We start from the raw sequence: 17,420 nt of genomic DNA on the forward strand, positions 1-17,420 counted from the left end.
GCCGAGGCCTTGCCGGCGTCCTTCGAGGCGGCGATGGCGGCCCCGTAGGCCCGTGAGGCGGCACTGCCCGCGGCTGCGGCGGCCCCCGCGGCGGCCTGCGCGGCCTGCGCGGCGCGGCTGGAGGCGGCCTGCGCGGTACGGGATGCGGAGATGGCGGTGTGGGCGGCGCTCGCGGCGCCCCGTGCGGCACTGGCGGCGCTGTTCGCCGCCTTGGCCGACTCGGCCACCTTGCCCTGAGCCAGCCTCGCCTCCTCGGCGGCCTTCAGCGCGGCGGACTTCGCCTTCTCCGCGGCCTCCTTGGCCCGGTACGAGGCGGCCACGGCCTGCTCCGTCTGCAGCTTCGCGCGGTTGCCCTCCCGGATCACGATCTTGACCAACTGGTCGACCGTCGCGGCTTCTTCGTCACGGGCGCGCGCGATGTACTGGCCGGAGGCGAGGAAGTGGGCGACGGCCTCGGGCGAGCCCTCGCCCAGGGCGCGCTCCGCGTACTTCTTGACCTCGGGGGAGGCGGTGGTGAGGATCGCGAAGACCTCGGCCCGCTCGTCCTCCTGCTGCGCGGTGTACTGCGTCGTCTGCAGGAACGTGCGCAGGGCTGCGGGGGTGCCCTGTTCCAGTGCCTTGGCGGCTTCCCGCTTGACGGCGGTCCCGCCGTTGTCCATGACGGTGAAGACCGCTGCCCGCATGTCCGTGTCGAGCGACTGCGCGTAGCCGTCACGCAGGTAGGCGGCGATCGCGGCGTCCCCGGCGGACAGTGCCGCGTTCGCGCTCTCGCGGACCGACGCGTCCGCCAGGGGGAGCACGGCGAGGACGCCGAACCGGTTGTCGACGGCCTGCGCGAGCGGCAGTTCGCCCGTGAGGAAGGCCGAGACCACGGCCGGGGTGCCGACGAGGGCGGCGGCAGCGGCCTCGCGGACCGCCCGACCTCCGCTCTTGTAGGCCCATACGGCCTTGCCCCGATCGGTGTCCGGCAGGCCGTCGCCCGTCGCGGGGTCGCCGTCGGCGGCGCGCGCCGGGCCGGCGCTCAAGGTGGCGACGGACGTCATGGCCGGGATCGCGGCGGCTCCGGCGAGGGTGTTGAGGATCCGGCGCCTGCTCCACAGCGAGGGCGGCGTCACGGGCACACCTCTGCGCCGCAGTCACGCAGTGGGCAGGGCAGGGCGAGGCTCTTGTCCAAGGGAGGTCTCCTCGGTTCGGAGGGGAAGCGGGTGGCTGCGGCGTCAAGGCCGGGCGATCGACCGCCGGCCGCGCCGACCCACAGACTCTCGTTCGAAGATCGTCCGAACAACGCCCAATACCGGAACCGGTGTTTAGCCCGGCTCAACACCCGGCGCACGCCGGGCCGCCCGGCAGGGCCCTGTGCGCCGAGGAGAGATACTGGAACCTTCGTTTTGACCAGGGTGGACATGGGGTGGTGGCCGGGTGCTGGAACGGCTGGAGATGGAAGCGTTCCTCGGGCTGGCCGCAGAGCTGCACTTCGGACGTACCGCGGAGCGTCTGCACGTGACCACCGGCAGGGTCAGCCAGCTCATCAAGGCGATCGAACGCAAGGTCGGTGCCCCGTTGTTCGAGCGCACCAACCGCAGCGTCCGCCTGACCCCGCTCGGCCACCGGCTCTGCGACGAGGTCCGGCCCGCGTACGAGGAGATCCAGGCCGCCTTCGCCCGCGCCGTCAAGCACACCCGGTCGACCGTCGAGGTCTTGCGGGTCGGCTTCATCGGTGCCGCCGCCGGCCACATCGTCCACCAGGCGGCCGACATGTTCCGCGAACGCGAGCCCGGCTGGCGCGTCCGCCCCCGTGAGGTCCAGCTGTTCGAAGCTCTCGCGCGACTGCGGGAGAGGGACGTCGACATGCTGATCCTGCACCTTCCGGTCACCGAGCCCGGTATCGACGTCGGGCCGGTGATCCTTTCCGAGGCGCAGATGCTGGCGGTCCCCGCGGACCACCCCCTCGCCCGCCGCGAGAGCGTGACCATGGAGGACTTCGGGGACGTCGCGCTCCTGCGCGTCGCGGGCGTACAGCCCGGAACGGGGCTCTCGGACCGCTGGCCCGACCGCACGCCCCAGGGCAGGCCGATCACGGCGGGCCCGGAGATCGAGACGTTCCTGGAAGCCCTGCAAGTGATCGCCTCAGGAGCCGGCGCCGGCATCGTCGGCGAGCAGGCCACCCGGTTCTACAGCCGTCCCGACATCGCCTACGTGCCGATCAGCGACATGATGTCCAAGGGCTGGGGTCCCGTCTGGCTGAGCTCCTACAACTCCCCCGCCGTCCGCCCCTTCAACGCGACCCTCCTCGAAGCCACCCGGCTGCTCTACCCGCCCGCCTCCGGGGCGTAGCCTGGCGGTCATGCCGACCCCTGTCCTGTACTGCCGTGACCCCTTCGACCCTCGCCGTGTGGACGAGCACTTCGCGCCGGAGGCCCGGGAGGTCCGGGCCTGTGGTGGGACGGTGGGGCTGATCGACCACGACGCGCTGGTGCGGGGCGACGCGCACGAGGCGGTCGCGCGTGTTCCGGCCGGGCTGGGTCGGGCGTGGTACCGGGGCTGGATGATTCCCGGCGATCGGTACGCCGCGTTGGCCGGGGCCTTGGACCGGCGGGGCGTCGAGCTGATCGTGACACCGGAGCGGTACCGGACCGCTCACGAACTCCCCGGCTGGTACGCGACGTTCGCCGACATCACGCCGGCGAGCGTGTGGCTTCCCACGCAGCCCGGTGAGACGGTGGCCGCCGGCGACCTGGCCGCGCTGGCCGGGTCCCTGCCGCCCGGTGCGGGAATCGTGAAGGACTACGTCAAGTCGCGCAAGCACGAGTGGGAGCAGGCGTGCTACCTGCCCGATCTGGCCGACACCGCGGGCCTGACGCGGGTCGTGCGGCGTTTCGTGGAGCTGCAGGAGGAGTTCCTGGCGGGCGGCATCGTTCTGCGGGCCTTCGAGGCGTTCGCGCGCCCCGAGTCCGTCGCGGCCGAAGTGCGCGTGTGGTGGCTCGACGGTGAGCCCAGGCTGCTGACGCCCCATCCGGACAGTCCGTTCGGGCGCGGGCTGGTGCCGGATCTCGCTCACATCAGGCCGGCGGTACGGCGCCTGGGATGCCGGTTCGTCACGACCGACGTCGCCCTCCGCACGGACGGGGTGTGGCGTGTCGTCGAAGTCGGCGACGGCCAGGTCAGCGATCTGCACCAGTCGGGCAGCCGAGCCGAACTGGCCGCGCTGCTGGCCGGTCCGCAGGACTGACCGCCGGCGGGCTGCGGGCGGGTGAGGCAGGACCAAGGACCCGCAGAAGTATGCAGATCGTACTTTTGCAGGTGGAACTGCGTGGTCCGTACCGGTCCACCGTGATCGACTGTGCCTGCCGCAGGGGCGCTCCCCCTGCACCGGCGGACGACCCCACCGCTGCCCTGCGGCGCCCCGGCCCGGCCCCCTCGGTGGCCGGGGAACGAACGACGGCGGCGGGCCGCAAAGCCCGCGGTCAGCACCGCGGCTCTGCCCGAACGGGCCGGTCGCACGAAGGAGAGAGCCATGCTGGTCCGAAAGTTCAAGGCCGCCGTGATCGCGGCCGCTGCGGTCGCGAGTGTCGCGGCGGTGGCCACCCCCGCCCAGGCGAGCAACTGCTCGCGCGGAGGCGGCCTCTACATCTGCGAGTACGGCGTGACCAGCTACAAGCTCCCCAACGGGACGAAGCAGGAGTTCATCGTCGGCACCGACCGCGCGGTGTGGACCCGCTGGACCGACTCCGACGGGGACTGGACGCGATGGGGGTCCATGGGCGGAAGGGCGTCGAGCACGGCGTACGCCTACGACTACGACACCAGCGACGGCTGGACGTTCAGGGTGTTCTACTACGACGAGCGGGGCGAGTACTGGGGCCGCAACCGGGACCACGACGGCAACTGGTCTCCGTGGACCCACTACGACACCCCGCTCAACGGCTGACCACCGATCCCGACCGCAAGACCCCCGTCGCGCGGGTCGGGACTCCCCGGCTCCTTCGACGGCCCCCGCGAGCGGCATGCTCACGGGGGCCGTCGTCGCTGCGCGCCCGCCTGCGAACTCGCGCTGATGGATCCGGTCTGTCCGACGGGGTGGTCAGCCGCGCGTGCCGGGCCGCCCCATCCACCAGTTGCCCGGGGCCGTGGGGTCGGTGCTGGACCAGTACTCGACCACGGCGGACTCGAATTCGGCCGGGTCGAGGGCGCCGTCGCCGTCGCGGTCCAGGTGGGCGAACGCCTCGTCCAGGTCCGCCTGGCCGATCCCCGGGAAGTGGCTGCGCTGGAAGGCGTCGAACTCGCCCCTGCTGACCAGGCCGTCGGCGTCGACGTCGGCGATGGCGAAGAACGCCCGGGCCAGCGCGCCGACCGTGGCGGCCGCGGCCTGGGGATCGGCGGCCAGGGTGAGGGTGCTGGTGACGAATTCCCCCTTGGTCATGCGACCGCCGGACCCTCCCACGTGCGGGGCGTGCAGGTCACGCCAGAGCGCGACGTAGGCGTCGACCATGCGGGTGTGCTCGGCCGAGCCGTGGGCGTAGCCGAGCTGGCCGGCGGCGCGGTCCCCCATGATGACGTGGTCGGCCTCCGTCAGGGCCCCGTCGCCGTCGGCGTCCAGCAGATCGAAACCGTGGCTGATCTTCTCGCGCAGGATGTCCATGGCCGCGAACGTAGCGCAGGGGCCGCAGGCCCGGGAGCCGGTCGCAGGGGTGACCCACGATCGGGCGACGGGCGCCCTCCGGGAGGGGTCCCACCTGGAGCTGGGGGTGCAGGCCGCCGACGCGCGCGGGGACTCGTTCTGCGCACGTACGGCGCTGCTAGAGCCGTGTGCCGCGGGCGAAATCGAGCGCGCCTGGGCGGTGATGAGGCCGTTCGCGGAGACCGGCCGGCTGCCGGCCGGTTCAGCGGGGGCCGACGTCCTGGTCCGGTCCTGGCACTGCTCGACCCACTCGCCCAGGAGGCCAGGCGGGTGCGGCCGGCCGGCCGACCGGTTCGCCCGGCGCGTTTTCCGGGGATACGAACTCCGGGGGGGGTAATGGCCCGTGGCAGGAGCTCAGTGGTGAAGTGCTGGTGCTGCGCTGCGCTGCCGGTGCCGGTGCCTGCCAGGAGGGAGGAACCATGGGGTGTGTGGGGGCTGCCGCTCGGGCGGCGGTAGTGGTCGTCGCCGGCTGGCTGGCGCTGTTCGTGCTGCTCGTGGTGGTGGTGCCGCTCCTTCCGGGCCCCCGGCCCCACGGCACCGTCTGGTCGACGGTCCTCTCACTGTGGCTGCTCGCCCTGTTCCTCGTGCCGCTGATCGCCTGTGCCGCGTTGCGCCGCTGGATCGTCGGCAGCCGGGCCGGGAGTCCTGGTGGGCCGCTTCCTCCTCGGCCGTACGCACGAGCGGAGCTGGACGCGCCGCCCTCCGGCGGCCAGACGGGATGGAGGGACACCTCACCTCCTCCTCAGCCCGACGAGGAATGGCAACCCCAGGCCCCGCCCACCGCAGAGACCCCGGACGCCGAGACCCGGCGCCGAGCCAAAGCGGACGCGGACGCGGAGGCGGCAGCCCGGCAGAAACGTGTGGCCGCTGAGCGCGCCCGGGCGGAAGCCGAGCGGGAGCGCAAGGAGGCGGATCGACGACGAAGGGTGCGCAACCGCCGGCTGCGCGAACGGGGTGGGCGGTACTGACACCCCCGCGGGACGGCAACCGGCGCCGTCACCGACCCGACTGCAGCGAAGAAGGCAACGCCCCTGCCCCGAGTCGGCGTACGCCGAGCCGGGCCGCTGCCCGGTTCAGGGGGCGGTGGCTTCCCAGGCCGCCTCGATCATCCGGAAGACCTCGTCCACCGTGGCGCCGGGATCGTCCGCCCGGCAGGCCAGCGAGTAAGCGTCGATGGCGAACCGCGCGGTCGCCTTGCAGGCCGTCGCGCTCCGGGTCAGGTGGGGATCGGCGGCCAGCGTCTCCGCCAGCGCCTGTCCGTGACGCAGGCTCATCGCCTCCTCGTACTCCTGCAGGGCGGACGATCCCTCGATCATGCGTCGGACGGGTGCGCTGCCCTCCGCCGTGCAGTGCCGTACCAGGGCCTGGACCTCGCGGTGCAGCGCCGCGATGAGCGGCTCGTGGGGAGCCCGTTCGGTCACCGCCCGCGTGAGGCGCTGCTGGAAGTCCTGGTCCCGTTCGAACACCAGGGCCTCCTTCGAGGCGAAGTGGGCGAAGACGGTGGTGACGGCCACGTCGGCCTCGGCCGCCACGTCACGGATGCCCACGGCGTCGTACCCGTGCTCCAGGAAGAGGCGCAGCGCGGTGTCGGCGATCTTCTGACGGGTCGCGGCCTTCTTGCGTTCACGGCGTCCGGACGGTTCGGTCATGCCCTGACACTACCAGGTAGGAATACCTAACCGTTGTGAAACCCTAACGGTTAGGGTTATGTTCCGCTGCATGAGGAAAATCAGCTTCGCCGCGTTCGGCGGTCCCGAGGTCCTGCACCTGGTGGAAGCCGAGGAGCCCCACGCGGGCCCCGGCCGGATACGCATCGCCGTACGGGCGGCGGGTGTCAACCCGGTCGACTGGAGGATCCGGGAGGGCCAGATCCTGGGCGCCCATCCGGTCGAACTGCCCGCCGGGGTCGGGCTGGACGCAGCGGGGGTGGTGGACGAGGTCGGCGAGGGCGTCGAGGGGGTCCGGTTGGGTGACCGCGTGTTCGGTGAAGGCCGCGACACCTACGCCGAGTTCGCCGTGCTGTCGGCCTGGGCGCGGATACCCGGAGGGCTGGCCTTCGAGGAGGCGGCCGGGTACCCGTCGGTGGTGGAGACCGCCCTGCGCATCATCCGTGAGGTCGGCGTCCAGCCGGGGCAGAACCTGCTGGTCAGCGGCGCGTCCGGGGGCGTCGGGTCGGCGGTCGTGCAGATTGCCCGCGCGCGCGGCATCACGGTGATCGGCACGGCCGGGGCCGCGAACCAGGACTACCTGCGCGGCCTGGGCGCCCTCGCCACGACCTACCACGAGGGCTGGGTCGAACGGGTGCGGCGGCTGGGCCGTGTCGACGCGGCCCTCGACCTCGCCGGTTCGGGCGTGATCCCGGAACTCGTCGAGCTGACGGGGGATCCGGGCAGGGTCGTCTCCATCGCCGACCTCGACGCGCCGCAGCTGGGCGTCCGGTTCTCCGGTGTGGCCGGGAGCGTACCGGACGCGCTCGCCGAGGCGGTGGACCTCATCTCCCGGGGCAGCCTCCACATCCCGGTCGACACGTCGTACCCGCTCGGCGAAGCGGCGGCCGCACACGCCGACAGCCGCGCCGGCCACACGCGGGGGCGCCGGGTCCTGGTCATCTGAAGAACGCGATCGCCTCCACGAGCACCGGGCACCGGACACCGGGCACCCGCGGCCCAGCGACAGGAGTGCCGGGCCCCGGCGGGTCACCCTCCCCGACGGCTCCCTCCCTGCCACGTCACGCTCACGGCTTGGCCGAGTCCGCGGAGTCCGGCGTCCCCGTGTAGTCCGGCAGCTCGATGCCGTTGATCGCGCGCCCGACCAGCTCGGTGAACCATGCGCCGGCGAAGTCGGGGAGCGGTTCGGCTTCCGGCCCGGGGACGTCGCGGCTGCGGGCGTTCAGCCGGCCGATCTCCTGGTTGTCCTCGACGAACGGGCGCATCCGCTCCTCGTAGCGGGCGAAGCCGGTGCCGGGGTCCCACCGGGCGGCCGCCAGCTCGCCGGCCAGCACGTAGGCGCCGACCAGTGCCAGCCCGGTGCCCTGCCCGGACATCGGTGACGAGCTGAACGCCGCGTCCCCGAGCAGCCCGACCCGTCCCCTCGACCAGCGGTCCATCACCACCTGGGCGACCTGGTCGAGGTAGAAGTCCGGGGTGTCGTCCAGGTGGGCGAGGATGTCGGGGGCCAGCCAGCCCAGGCCCGCCATCCGCTCACGCAGCAGGCGCTTCTGGGCCGCGACGTCACGGGGGTCGACGTCGAAGTCGGCCGAGGCGCAGTAGAACATGGCCATCGCACGGGTGGCGTCCTGGATGGGGCGCAGGAGGGCGGAGCGGCCGGACTCCTGGTCCTGGTACTCGAGCAGCCAGCGGTCCAGCCCGAACTCGTTGGGCACGCTGTAGAAGGCCAGCACGTGCCCGAGGTGGCGGAGGAACCGCTCGTGCGGCCCGAAGACCATCGCCCGCAGCTCCGAGTGCAGCCCGTCGGCACCGATCACCAGGTCGAAGCGGCGCCGGTCGCCGCCCGCGAAGACCACGTCGACCCCGTCCGCGTCCTGGGCGAGCCCGGTGATCCGGTCGCCGAAGAGGTACTCGACGCCGTCGCGGGTGTCGTCGTAGAGCACCTGGGACAGGTCCCCGCGCAGGATCTCGATGTCCGCGATGAACCCGTCGCCGCCGTCGTCGTCCGCGCGGAAGGTCTCCAGCACCTGGCCGTCCGCGTCCACGGTGTGCGCGCCGGCGGTGTCGGTGCACGCCGCGCGGACCGTCGCGTCCAGCCCCATGCGCGCGATGACCTCCTTGGCGACCCCGCGTGCGTCCACGGCCTGCCCGCCGGGACGCAGCTCTGGAGCCCGCTCCACCACGGTCACCTCGGCCCCCCGCCGGCGCAGCCAGTGGGCCAGGGCGGGTCCCGCGATGCTCGCCCCTGCCACCAACACCTTGGGACCGCTGCCCCGCGTCCCCTGCTCGACGTGGTCGACGCCCATCACTGCTCCCTCGATGTACTTCCTCCCGTGCCGGGACGTTCCCGGCACGGACCGCCGCTGTCGGTGGTTTCAGGGTGTGGACTGCGGATCCGTACGAAACTCATCGGCACGGCCGACACCGCGCATCGCGGATCGCGCATCGCGCATCGCGCACCGCATCCGCGCCTATCGGTTCAAGGCGTTCCACGTGCGTTCGGCCGCGGCCGCGGCGGCGGCCGCCTCCTTGAGCGCCGTGTCGGCCTGCCGACGGCGGCGGGCCGCGGCTTCCTCGGCCCCCTGGAGGCCGGCCCGCTCGTGGCGGGCTCGGGCGAGGTCGTCCTGCAGAGCGGTGATCCGTTCGTCGAGCGCGGCGACCGCCGCCCTGGCCTGCCCGAGCTCCCGCTCCGCCGCTGTGCACGCGGACTCGGCCCGGGCCTTCTCCCGCGCCGTGCGTTCGGCCTCCGACTGCGCCTCGGCCCGGAGCTCGCGCTGCCGTTCCTCCCGCCTTTCGCGCTCACGGTCCCGCTCGGCCCTCCGCGTCGCTCCGGCGCCCGGAGGCCGTGCGGCTGCCGGGCGTGGTGCGGCGCCTGCGGCGGGTTCCAGGCCGCTGAACCCGACGGGGGGTGGCGGTGCGGCGCTCAGGACTCCGCGGGCCCAGTCGGCGGCCGGGCCGGCGGCGGGATCGGCCAGGACGGCCTGGAGGATCCCCTCGACTTCGCGCTGGACGGTGGCCGAGACGGGGTGACCCGCATCGCGTGCGAGTCGGACGGCCTGGCGGGCCATCTCCGTGACCACCACGTGCCGCTGGTGCGACAGCTCGCGCAGCTCGGCGCCGGCCAGCGTCCGGTGGGCCTCGCGCAGCCCCTCCCCCAGCTCCAGGAGCCGCCGTGCCTGCTGCCGATCGGAGCGGGCCAGCAGGTTCGCGGCCCACACCCCGAGCGTCGGCCGCCGCCAGCCGGCGATCCGCTTCGCCAAGGCCGCCTCCCCCGCCGTACGGGCACGGGCCACGCAGGCAGCACGGGCGGCGGTGAACGCCTCCGGCCGCAGTCCGTACAGTTCCCGCGCCGCCTCGTCGACATCCATACGTCCACTCTCCCGCGTCGGCCTGCGGTGCACGGGGAAGCAGGACGGTTCCGCGGCGACGGCGAGGAGTCCCGGCCGCACGAGACCCCGGCGTCGAGAAGGGCGGGTACGCCGCCGCCGGCGCCCGGCTTCGCACCGGCGGCGGGCACGGGCAGGTATCAGGTGACGGGCAGGCACTCGGTGAGCAGGTCGACGATGTCACGCCAGGCTCGCTCCGCGTGCCGTGGGTGGTAGCCCACGCCGTGAGGCGCGGGGTGGTCGACCGGTGGGTGGTGGAAGGCGTGAAGGGCTCCTCCGTAGACCACCAGGCGCCAGTCGACGCCCGCGGCCTGCATCTCCGCGGTGAACGCCTCCCGTTGCGCGGGCGGCATGATCGGGTCTTCCGATCCGACCCCGGCCCATACCGGGCAGCGGATGCGCGCCGCCTCGCCCGGTCGGCCCGTGGTCAGTGCGTTGACCGTCCCGATCGCGCGCAGGTCGACGCCGTCGCGACCGAGTTCCAGCGCGACCGCGCCCCCGGTGCCGTAGCCGATGGCGGCGGTCCGGTCGGGGTCGGCCCGCGGTTCGGCACGCAGCACGTCGAGCGCGGCGTGACCGATGCCCCGCATCCGGCCGGGATCGGCGAGCAGCGGCATGCAACGGGCCAACATGTCCTGCGGGTCTTCCAGATAGCGTCCGCCGTGGAGGTCGAAGGCCAGCGCCACGTACCCCAGCTCGGCCAGAGCCTCGGCCCGCCGGCGCTCGACATCGCTGAGGCCCATCCCCTCGGGCCCGATCAGGACCCCCGGCCGGCGCTCGGCACCGGCCGGGAGCGCGAGGTGTCCGATCATCGTCAGGTTGTCGGCCGGGTACTCGACCGTTCGGGTGGTGACCGTCGTCATGCCACCGGACGGTAACGACCGGTGCGCCCACTCGGGGCGGTGTTCACCGCCGGAGGAAGGGGCGGGCGTTTCACCGGACGCGATCTGTGGCGCTCCATGCGTGCGGACCTGCCGGTCGCCGGCCTGTCACACGTCACGCACTGCATCGTCACCAGGCAAGCGTCCGGAAATCCGGGAAGGCGGACAGCTCCTGACGGCAGCCACCATCGGCCACCCCATCGCCGGCATCGGGGTGCTGCGGCGGATCGGCGCCACCCCCGCCGCCCGCAGGCGAGGTCTGGGTCCGGCACTGCTCGGCTCGGCCCTGGACCTGCTGAAAGGCCTCGGAGCGGTCGAGCCGATCCACTTCGTTGACGACACCCCTGACGGAGACCCGGAGCGTGACCGCACCACCGCCAACAGCACCTACGACCGGGCCGACTTCACCGAGATCGACCGGCTGCACTCCTTCATCCGCCGTCAGCAGACCTTGCGTGCCGGGCGCGCTCAGCCGGGGCTCGGCGCGGTGCCGCGATGGGGGAGACGATTGGAGGCCAGCTCATGAATGCCACTCACTGCACCGACGTCGGGTCAAGGTGACCTCGGATGGCGTGGGACCATCCCGGTATGCGCCTGGTAGCCGACGGACCCATACAGACCTCGCGATTGGTGTTGGTGAAGGCCCTCACGACGGACGACGGATACACCTTCGAGCTGGCGAGCCCGCTCTTCCTGGCTGCCGGTGACCGAATCGACTTCGAAGGCGACAGGCTTGTCGTCGTGCGGGCCAGTGGAGAACGGCTGGCACCTACCGGCGACTGGTCCACTTGTTGCGGACCTGACTCCTAGTCCCTGGGACGGCACGTCGTACCTGATCACCCGGTTCGGCATCCACCGTACGTGGGTCCGCCGTCAGACAGCGTTTAGACCGTGGCTGCGAACCCGCCCTGTCCGCCAAGACCCGGCCTTCGACGCGATGTCCTGACGGACACGGTCCCGTCGGACGGCGCGTGCTGGCGAGAGCCGGCTACGCGGCCCGCTGGCAGGCAGCTCTCCCCGGCCCGTCACGTGGCAGCCCTGCCGCCGGGCCGCGAACCGCGAGACGCACGCCGGACCTCAACGGGCTGGACCGGGCCTGTGGGCGGGGTCCAACTGGCTCTACGCTGTGGTGATGCCGAAGATCAGGTTGCGCAACGACGACAAGGAAATACTCGCGATCTGGCTCGAGCCATGGGGTGAGGACTACTGGATGAACCCCAAGGAGCAGTTCACGATCGTCACCGACAGCCCCGAGGGCGTGGACTCCGACGAGTCGCCGTTCGACGTCGTGTTCCACGACCAGGGTGTCAGCGTGGGCGTGAACATCGGCTACGAGCCCGCCGTCTACGACCAGGCCGGCTCCGCGTTGGAGTGCGGGCACCAGCGCCCCGCCGAAGTCCTCCGGGCCTGGGCAGAGATGGATGAAGCAGCAGCCCGGCGCAGCGCCGACTGATCCACGCGCCGGGAACTCACACCAGCCGGAGCCCGCGGCAAGTGGGCACCGTGGTCTACCGGGCCGCGCAGCGGGACGGGACGGCGGCGAAGGACGCGAGCCGCATCCGGGTTCCGTCCCACAGCACCGTGTCCGCGGGCAGGATGAGCAGCCCCTGCTCCCCGTCCTGCCCGGACAGGCTTCTACGCCGCACCTGTACGGCAGCGCCCCCGGCGCCGGCCATGTAGACCGTCGGGTCGACCTCCCAGCCGTACGCGGAGAGCCACGCCTCCAGCCGGATCATGTCCGACGGTGTCGCTCCGCGCGGCCACTCGTACGTGCTCGTGCTCGTGCTCTCGCCGGCCATGTCCGTCCCCCCGTCGAGGCCGGACGCCCGGCCATCGGGGATCCTTCCATCGGGCACTGACAGCTTGCGCGGAATTTCGGAGCGTCATGCGGTGGCCAGGCTGCTGGGAGTGGCGATTGTCCTGGCGTTGCGGGATGCGGACTGATGGGACGGCTTCGAATGTGCGGGCGCCGACGGGCGACCACCGCATAATCGAAAGTGGCTTTGATCACGGCGACCGGCCGGTTCTCGAGCGGCCTTCGTATGCTCCTGGCATGAGACTCTTTCGGCGGCGGGGGCGCGGCGAAGCCGGGCAGGTGGTCGGAACTCCGTTGGGCCGGGCCATGGCCCTGTACCGGGCGGGGCGTTATGCCGAGGCCGAGGCCGAGGCACGTTCCGCGGCTGCGGCCCGGTACCGGCCGCGCGACGACACCTACGCGCCGCTGGCGCTGGGTATCGCCGCCCTCGCCGCGGGTGCTCAGGGCCGCCATGCCGATGCCCTCTCCACATACGACGCGTTGCTGCCGGTCTTCGGCCGGGTGTTCGGCGACGGCCACCCGCAGACGCTGAAGTTGCGCTCGGACCGCGCCCAGGTGCTGAACTCGGCGGCCCGGTACGCCGAGTGCCTGGCCGAGTGCGCGGCCGTCGCCCGTATCGCCGCCCACGCCGCAGGCCCGGACATGCCGTTCATCACTGCGGCCGCCCGCAACGGGCAGATCTTCGCCCTCAACGCGCTGGGCCGCCACCCGGAGGCCGAGGCGCTGGCGCGCGAGGCACTCGCCACCCATTGCGAACCGGACCGGTTCGCCCTGGTCCTGCGTCTCGGTCTGGCCCGCGGCCTCAACGGCCAGGGCCGTCACGAGGAGGCTCTCGCCGAAGCGGAGCGCGCCGGAGAGCTGTGCCGTCGCCTGCCCCTGGAGCAGCGCCGCCCCGAAGCCGGCGCCGTCGAGCTGGTCATGGCCACCACCGTCCTCGGGCTGGGTCGTGACGCCGAGGCCCGCCCGCTGGCAGCCGCCGCCCAAGAAGCCTGCCTGGCCGCCTTCGGCCCGCAGCATCGCCGCACCCTCGAGGCGACGGCGTTGCTCGACCGCATCGACGGCCGCCCTTGAGCGGCCCGTACTGCCCAGGGCCCGTGGACCCGCAGGGTCAAGGGCACACCGCGCCCGCCGGGTGGCCCGGCAGGTAGGCCGTCCGTTCCGACGCGGTGAGGTCGGCCAGCGCGTACATCCCCGCACCCTGGGCGGGCAGCGTGATGAGGGGCTTGCGCGCACGCAGGTCCCACGTGAGCACGACGGAGTCGGCGCCGGCGAGGGTGTCCCTGTGCCGGGCAGCAGCTCGCAGGCTGTACCGAAGCCGCAGTGGCCGGTCAGTGGGGCCTGTGCGGGGAGCCCGAAGGAACGGAGCTACTACTGCCCGCATCAGGAAGCGCCGGGCCAGGGCTCCCTCCAGACCAACGTGCGGCGCCCCAACCTCGATACGGCTGCTGACGTAGCAGGCCGGGCCGGCGAGGGGGAGGTCGGTGTCGGCGCCGCCTCGCCGTCACCCCCGATGAGCGCGCTCTATACCTTGATCCGGAGCCGGGAGAGGGGTGGTGTGGGCGCCGACCAGGTCACACGAGTCCTGATTTCCGCTCCGTGACGAAGGGTGCATATCCGACCGGGACCTCGCTCACCTGCAGGTCCGAGAAGAGCAAGGTCACGTTGTGCGCGTTGGCTTCGATGCGCACCTCGTGAAAGTCGATCCCGAGGGCCTTCGACCAGCGACGGGCCGCCTCTGACTCAGGAAGGAGTCCGGCTCCCGGGTACATGACCTGCCACTTCACACCCCAGACGTATCCATCGAGGTCAACACCGGTTTCGTGGTCGATGAGCCGGTCGTCCAAAGAGATCCGCCAGGTCTCCGCCGCCACTGACGTCTCACAGCGGGCCTCGACGCAGTGCCGGAAGAGATATCGCAGGTGGGACGGCGCGCTGCCGGTACGGGGATCAGCCGTCGCGTAGACGATGACCTCGTAGTCGCGCATGTAGTTGGTGTATCCGTGGTGCACGACAGCATGGTCGAAGGTCTCGTCCAGCATCTGCTCAAGTAGGGCGTTGTCCATGCCGCCCTTCTATCGCACTCGGCAAGACCTTCGACAACCATCTGAGCGCAACCGGCCCCAGTTCCGACCGGTGCTGGAGAAGATCCGCGTTCCTGGTATCCGGCCGGACAGGCCCCCCGCCTGCGAAGAGGTGCACACGGCGGCCGGCCACCGGGTTTCGACGAGGACCGCTACAAGAGGCACAATGCCGTCGAACGGGCCATCGACAAGCTCAAGAACCACCGAGCAGTGGCCACCGGACAGCTCCTGGGAACTCACCCCAGCTGGTGGGGTGTTGCGAACCACGATGAGCTGAGCCATCCGTTGCAACCGATCCCATACCTGCGGGTTGTCATCCTCGGGTGTCGCCACCTCAAGGTCGTTCCACCTGCGGTTTCACGGCTCGTCCCGATGTTCCTCCCGCAGGCACGCAACCATGGCTACAGGGTCTTCAGCAGCATCCATACGCCACATCGTCGCCGGGCCACACCGACTGCGAGAACCCGGGGCCGGTCGCCACTGCCTGAATCCTTACCCGGTGCAGAATCCCGTCGATCGCCACCACCACCCCGGCCCACACTCGAGACAGCAACCCGAGTACGAGGCAGTCGCATGATCCCCCGGGCAAGTCCTAGATGCGGGCGTTGCGCAGTGACTGCCATACGGCGCCGGCCAGGGCTCGGGTCGCCCGGGGGAGCGAGAGGTGTTCGTGGTCGCGGTACAGGGACCAGTTGTACTGGACCAGCGAGAGCTTGTTGGAGGACAGGGAGCCCGCCTGGTGGGCGCGGTAGACCGCGAGCGGCTCGGTCAGGCCGCGGGCGTCGGCGCCGTCGCGCATGATCGACAGCCAGAGGGCGTAGTCCTGCCGCTTGCGCATCTCCGGCATCAGCCTCGTGCCCAGGGCGTTGCGGTCGTACATGGCGGTGAGCGCTCCGATGTGGTCGCGGACCAGCATCGCGCGGTAGTCCACGTGCTCCCGCGCACGGACCACGCGGCCGTTGGGGACCCAGTCGGTGCTCTCGCCGGCGTAATCGGCGTCCATCTTGAAGTACGAGGTGAAGGTGAGCGGCGCGGTGCCCTGGGCGGCGAAGGCGAGCTGCTTCTCGGTCTTCTCCGGCAGCCACATGTCGTCGCTGTCGAGGAAGGCGACGTAGTCCCCGCGGGCCCGCTCGATCGCGCGGTTGCGGGCGCGGCCCGCCCCGCCCTGTTCGGGTGCCCGCTCCGGCAGGACGCGTTCGTCCTGCCGGGCGAATTCCGTGAGGAGGTCCATGGAGCCGTCCGAGGACCGGTCGTCGGTGATCAGCAGCTCCAGGTCGGCGTGGGTCTGGGTGAGTACGGACCGGACGGCCGCACCGAGGGTCGCCGCCGAGTTGTAGACGGGCATCACGACAGATACCAGGGGCACAGCACTTCTCCTTGCCAGACCAGGAACGACCCCCCATTCAAGCACCGCAGCCGGGCGGGAGCTGCCGCCGCCTCCCGTGTCATGGGGCAGGGGTACGGCTCCCGAGGAGGCTCGTGCCGCCTCACGTATCGTCTGCGACGAGGCCCGGTTCCGCCGGGCCGGAAGCCTGACGGATCATCAATGTGCCGTCGGTGCTTCACCGTCGAGGTTCGAGGAGATCCATGGCCGACACCGTCCACTCACTGATCCCCCGTCTCCACGAGCTGCTGGTGACGCACCTGACCCAGCAGGCATCCGGGGCCAACCGGGTGAGGGACGCCTTCTCCTCCCTCGCCCACGCGTTCCTCGGCGCCCCGCAGGCCGTCGACGTCACCGCCGGACTCCACGACCTCGTCGCGCGCGCCACGGCCCTCGGCCCCGACGGCGCGTGGCTCGCCGCCGCGGGCCACGCGAGCCTCGCGGGGATGGCCGTCGTACGGGGAGAGGCCGAGCGGACGCTCTACCACCTGGACGCCGCGGTGACGTTCGGCTACAACGACTGCGTGGCGTTCCACGTCGGCCCCGTACGCCCCCTGCACCACGATCCGCGGCTGCGGTTCGTGTACGAGCGGATGCGCGTCAGCGCGGCCGACCTCGACGAGCTCTACTGGCTCCACCAGGAGATGCAGATCATGTCGAGGGAGGCCCAGAACGCGGCGGTGGACAACATAGGCCGCTCCGACACCGGGGTGTCGTCGCTTCCCGCGGCCCCGCTGCCGACCCGGGAGCCGGACAGCCCCGGCGTACTGGCCACCCGCATCGAGCTGGCCGCCGTGCAGACGGCGCTCCAGCAGGCCGCGCTGAAGGCGGAGTTCCAGCGCAGTTCCGGCAACACCAGCCTCGATCTCATCGACGGCGGGTGGGACTACGGGCGTGTCCGGCGCGACGCCTGGCACGCGGACGAGCTGGACGCCCGGCGCGAACGGGACGCCGAGGCCCGGGCCTTCGTCGAACGTCCCGGCGCCGGCAGGCTGCCCGGCCCCTGCCCGCCACTGGGGTCGATCGTCTATCCGGTCGCCTGATCCGGAGCCGGAGCCGGATCGCCGGTGATGGGGGCGGTCGTCGTCCCGCCGACGGGCCCGGGGACCGCTGTGGGTCAGTGGTCGCCGGGGGCTTGGCCGGGCCGGGTCCTCGGGGAAGCGTGGACGGCGGCCGTGGGCTGTGCCTGCGGCGGGACGACGGAACGGTGCCGTGACGGTGGCCCGCAGACGGCGCCCCTGGGGGGAGGAGGGGTGCCGCCTGCGGTCGCCGGTCTGGCGAGACGTACCACCGTCAACAGCGCGTGTGTCCCCGTTCGCGGCCCTCAAACCTGCCGGCTTGAAGCGGAGTTGGGACGGGGCGGTCAGCCTCTGACCGCCCCGGCTGTCTCCGCGCCTACGCAGGTGAACCCCTCGTCATCCAGGGCGTGGACGTGGCGGTGGCCCGCACCCCCCCCGGGGGGGGGGGCCCCCGGCCCCCGGCGGCGGAAGGGGGACCCCCCGGAACACCCGCCCCGGCCCCCCCCCC

Annotated in this window: 19 protein-coding genes; 9 read left to right on the plus strand and 10 right to left on the minus strand. The window is 72.2% G+C overall.

The window, feature by feature from the left end:
• On the minus strand, positions 1-1,115 hold a 1,115-nt coding region (locus ACFVXK_RS29230; protein WP_389617170.1), incomplete at its 3' end, for an ALF repeat-containing protein.
• Between the two features lie 304 nt (positions 1,116-1,419).
• Here ACFVXK_RS29230 and ACFVXK_RS29235 point away from each other — a divergent pair.
• From ACFVXK_RS29235 to ACFVXK_RS29245, 3 genes are all read left to right on the plus strand, one after another.
• On the plus strand, positions 1,420-2,334 hold the full coding sequence (locus ACFVXK_RS29235) for a LysR substrate-binding domain-containing protein (protein ID WP_389617173.1): 915 nt from the start codon (positions 1,420-1,422) through the stop codon (positions 2,332-2,334).
• 10 nt (positions 2,335-2,344) lie between these two features.
• Positions 2,345-3,229, plus strand: coding sequence for an ATP-grasp domain-containing protein (locus tag ACFVXK_RS29240; protein ID WP_389617176.1), 885 nt, complete (start codon positions 2,345-2,347; stop codon positions 3,227-3,229).
• A gap of 285 nt (positions 3,230-3,514) precedes the next feature.
• Positions 3,515-3,928 (plus strand): hypothetical protein, encoded by a 414-nt coding sequence (locus ACFVXK_RS29245; RefSeq protein WP_389617179.1) that lies wholly within the window; start codon positions 3,515-3,517, stop codon positions 3,926-3,928.
• Between the two features lie 153 nt (positions 3,929-4,081).
• On the opposite strand, the gene ACFVXK_RS29250 is transcribed toward ACFVXK_RS29245, so the two are convergent.
• Entirely contained in the window at positions 4,082-4,639 is a 558-nt protein-coding gene (locus tag ACFVXK_RS29250) for an EF-hand domain-containing protein (RefSeq protein WP_389617182.1), read from the minus strand.
• Between the two features lie 467 nt (positions 4,640-5,106).
• Between ACFVXK_RS29250 and ACFVXK_RS29255 the strand changes: the two genes are divergently transcribed.
• Positions 5,107-5,646, plus strand: coding sequence for a hypothetical protein (locus ACFVXK_RS29255; RefSeq protein WP_389617185.1), 540 nt, complete (start codon positions 5,107-5,109; stop codon positions 5,644-5,646).
• Positions 5,647-5,751: 105 nt separating this feature from the next.
• Here ACFVXK_RS29255 and ACFVXK_RS29260 read toward each other — a convergent pair whose 3' ends face one another.
• Positions 5,752-6,327: a TetR/AcrR family transcriptional regulator gene (locus ACFVXK_RS29260; RefSeq protein WP_389617188.1), complete on the minus strand. Its 576-nt coding sequence runs from the start codon at positions 6,325-6,327 to the stop codon at positions 5,752-5,754.
• Positions 6,328-6,397: 70 nt separating this feature from the next.
• Here ACFVXK_RS29260 and ACFVXK_RS29265 point away from each other — a divergent pair, with 70 nt between their 5' ends.
• Complete coding sequence (locus ACFVXK_RS29265; RefSeq protein ID WP_389617191.1) at positions 6,398-7,291, plus strand: NADP-dependent oxidoreductase; 894 nt, start codon at positions 6,398-6,400, stop codon at positions 7,289-7,291.
• Positions 7,292-7,412: 121 nt separating this feature from the next.
• Here the strand turns inward: ACFVXK_RS29265 and ACFVXK_RS29270 are convergent, their stop codons facing one another.
• The 3 genes from ACFVXK_RS29270 to ACFVXK_RS29280 form a co-directional block, all read right to left on the minus strand.
• Positions 7,413-8,651: an FAD-dependent monooxygenase gene (locus ACFVXK_RS29270; protein ID WP_389617194.1), complete on the minus strand. Its 1,239-nt coding sequence runs from the start codon at positions 8,649-8,651 to the stop codon at positions 7,413-7,415.
• 165 nt (positions 8,652-8,816) lie between these two features.
• Complete coding sequence (locus ACFVXK_RS29275; RefSeq protein WP_389617197.1) at positions 8,817-9,713, minus strand: hypothetical protein; 897 nt, start codon at positions 9,711-9,713, stop codon at positions 8,817-8,819.
• Positions 9,714-9,871: 158 nt separating this feature from the next.
• Positions 9,872-10,594, minus strand: coding sequence for a dienelactone hydrolase family protein (locus ACFVXK_RS29280; RefSeq protein WP_389617200.1), 723 nt, complete (start codon positions 10,592-10,594; stop codon positions 9,872-9,874).
• Between ACFVXK_RS29280 and ACFVXK_RS29285 the strand changes: the two genes are divergently transcribed.
• Together ACFVXK_RS29285 and ACFVXK_RS29290 are read left to right on the plus strand one after the other, a co-directional pair.
• Entirely contained in the window at positions 10,581-11,138 is a 558-nt protein-coding gene (locus ACFVXK_RS29285; protein ID WP_389617203.1) for a GNAT family N-acetyltransferase, read from the plus strand. The genes ACFVXK_RS29280 and ACFVXK_RS29285 overlap by 14 nt on opposite strands.
• 606 nt (positions 11,139-11,744) lie before the next feature.
• Entirely contained in the window at positions 11,745-12,065 is a 321-nt protein-coding gene (locus ACFVXK_RS29290) for a hypothetical protein (RefSeq protein WP_389617206.1), read from the plus strand.
• Positions 12,066-12,120: 55 nt separating this feature from the next.
• Here ACFVXK_RS29290 and ACFVXK_RS29295 read toward each other — a convergent pair whose 3' ends face one another.
• Positions 12,121-12,411 carry a hypothetical protein gene (locus ACFVXK_RS29295; RefSeq protein ID WP_389617209.1) on the minus strand — a complete coding sequence of 97 codons (291 nt, stop codon included), beginning with the start codon at positions 12,409-12,411 and terminating at the stop codon, positions 12,121-12,123.
• Positions 12,412-12,665: 254 nt separating this feature from the next.
• On the opposite strand from ACFVXK_RS29295, the gene ACFVXK_RS29300 reads away from it, so the two are divergent.
• Complete coding sequence (locus ACFVXK_RS29300; RefSeq protein WP_389617212.1) at positions 12,666-13,499, plus strand: tetratricopeptide repeat protein; 834 nt, start codon at positions 12,666-12,668, stop codon at positions 13,497-13,499.
• A gap of 37 nt (positions 13,500-13,536) precedes the next feature.
• Here ACFVXK_RS29300 and ACFVXK_RS29305 read toward each other — a convergent pair whose 3' ends face one another.
• The 3 genes from ACFVXK_RS29305 to ACFVXK_RS29315 form a co-directional block, all read right to left on the minus strand.
• The gene (locus tag ACFVXK_RS29305) at positions 13,537-13,680 is read right to left on the minus strand and encodes a hypothetical protein (RefSeq protein ID WP_389617214.1); all 144 of its coding nucleotides are present in this window, start codon (positions 13,678-13,680) and stop codon (positions 13,537-13,539) included.
• Between the two features lie 319 nt (positions 13,681-13,999).
• Positions 14,000-14,491: a hypothetical protein gene (locus ACFVXK_RS29310; RefSeq protein ID WP_389617217.1), complete on the minus strand. Its 492-nt coding sequence runs from the start codon at positions 14,489-14,491 to the stop codon at positions 14,000-14,002.
• Between the two features lie 610 nt (positions 14,492-15,101).
• Complete coding sequence (locus ACFVXK_RS29315; RefSeq protein ID WP_389617219.1) at positions 15,102-15,875, minus strand: glycosyltransferase family 2 protein; 774 nt, start codon at positions 15,873-15,875, stop codon at positions 15,102-15,104.
• Positions 15,876-16,096: 221 nt separating this feature from the next.
• On the opposite strand from ACFVXK_RS29315, the gene ACFVXK_RS29320 reads away from it, so the two are divergent.
• Positions 16,097-16,936, plus strand: coding sequence for a hypothetical protein (locus ACFVXK_RS29320; protein WP_389617222.1), 840 nt, complete (start codon positions 16,097-16,099; stop codon positions 16,934-16,936).
• The last annotated feature ends 484 nt before the right edge of the window (positions 16,937-17,420 follow it).

The sequence above is a fragment of the Streptomyces sp. NPDC058157 genome (assembly GCF_042884105.1).
Classification (GTDB): domain Bacteria; phylum Actinomycetota; class Actinomycetes; order Streptomycetales; family Streptomycetaceae; genus Streptomyces.

Coding starts and splice junctions, on each gene's coding strand:
- ACFVXK_RS29240 (WP_389617176.1), top strand. CDS start 2,345: ATGCCGACCCCTGTCCTGTACTGCCGTGACCCCTTCGACCCTCGCCGT.
- ACFVXK_RS29245 (WP_389617179.1), top strand. CDS start 3,515: ATGCTGGTCCGAAAGTTCAAGGCCGCCGTGATCGCGGCCGCTGCGGTC.
- ACFVXK_RS29250 (WP_389617182.1), bottom strand. CDS start 4,639: ATGGACATCCTGCGCGAGAAGATCAGCCACGGTTTCGATCTGCTGGAC.
- ACFVXK_RS29260 (WP_389617188.1), bottom strand. CDS start 6,327: ATGACCGAACCGTCCGGACGCCGTGAACGCAAGAAGGCCGCGACCCGT.
- ACFVXK_RS29265 (WP_389617191.1), top strand. CDS start 6,398: ATGAGGAAAATCAGCTTCGCCGCGTTCGGCGGTCCCGAGGTCCTGCAC.
- ACFVXK_RS29270 (WP_389617194.1), bottom strand. CDS start 8,651: ATGGGCGTCGACCACGTCGAGCAGGGGACGCGGGGCAGCGGTCCCAAG.
- ACFVXK_RS29275 (WP_389617197.1), bottom strand. CDS start 9,713: ATGGATGTCGACGAGGCGGCGCGGGAACTGTACGGACTGCGGCCGGAG.
- ACFVXK_RS29280 (WP_389617200.1), bottom strand. CDS start 10,594: ATGACGACGGTCACCACCCGAACGGTCGAGTACCCGGCCGACAACCTG.
- ACFVXK_RS29290 (WP_389617206.1), top strand. CDS start 11,745: ATGCCGAAGATCAGGTTGCGCAACGACGACAAGGAAATACTCGCGATC.
- ACFVXK_RS29295 (WP_389617209.1), bottom strand. CDS start 12,411: ATGGCCGGCGAGAGCACGAGCACGAGCACGTACGAGTGGCCGCGCGGA.
- ACFVXK_RS29300 (WP_389617212.1), top strand. CDS start 12,666: ATGAGACTCTTTCGGCGGCGGGGGCGCGGCGAAGCCGGGCAGGTGGTC.
- ACFVXK_RS29310 (WP_389617217.1), bottom strand. CDS start 14,491: ATGGACAACGCCCTACTTGAGCAGATGCTGGACGAGACCTTCGACCAT.
- ACFVXK_RS29320 (WP_389617222.1), top strand. CDS start 16,097: ATGGCCGACACCGTCCACTCACTGATCCCCCGTCTCCACGAGCTGCTG.